The organism is Pseudomonas sp. Larv2_ips (genome assembly GCF_963879675.1).
Lineage (GTDB): Bacteria > Pseudomonadota > Gammaproteobacteria > Pseudomonadales > Pseudomonadaceae > Aquipseudomonas.
Genome location: NZ_CAWOAW010000032.1, coordinates 1 through 316, shown reverse-complemented (window position 1 = coordinate 316; position 316 = coordinate 1). Strand labels below are relative to the sequence as shown.

General features: G+C 57.6%; 1 protein-coding gene. It reads left to right on the top strand.

The window, feature by feature from the left end; genetic code table 11:
- The coding region (locus tag AACV02_RS28520; RefSeq protein ID WP_157986782.1) for an immunoglobulin-like domain-containing protein at positions 1–316 on the top strand (316 nt) is incomplete at both ends.

Genomic DNA, 316 nt, shown 5'->3' with positions numbered 1-316 from the left:
GGTGGATACGCCGGCTAACGACGTTTACAACAATGGTTCGACTGTCAGCACCACGATTACTGGGGCTACGGGCGGCAACTTTGAAAATCTGGTACCGAGCCCTACACCTGCGGTCACTACGATTACTGATTCGGTTGATACCACCACCGTCACGTTGACGGCGGGCGAGACTGTCACCGAAGGCGGTCAGATCACTTACACCGCGACGCTGACCAACCCTGCACAGACGCCGGTGACAGTCACTTTGAGCAATGGCTCGGTGATTACCATCAAGGCGGGTGAGTCGGTTGGCACCGTGGTGGTGGATACGCCGGCT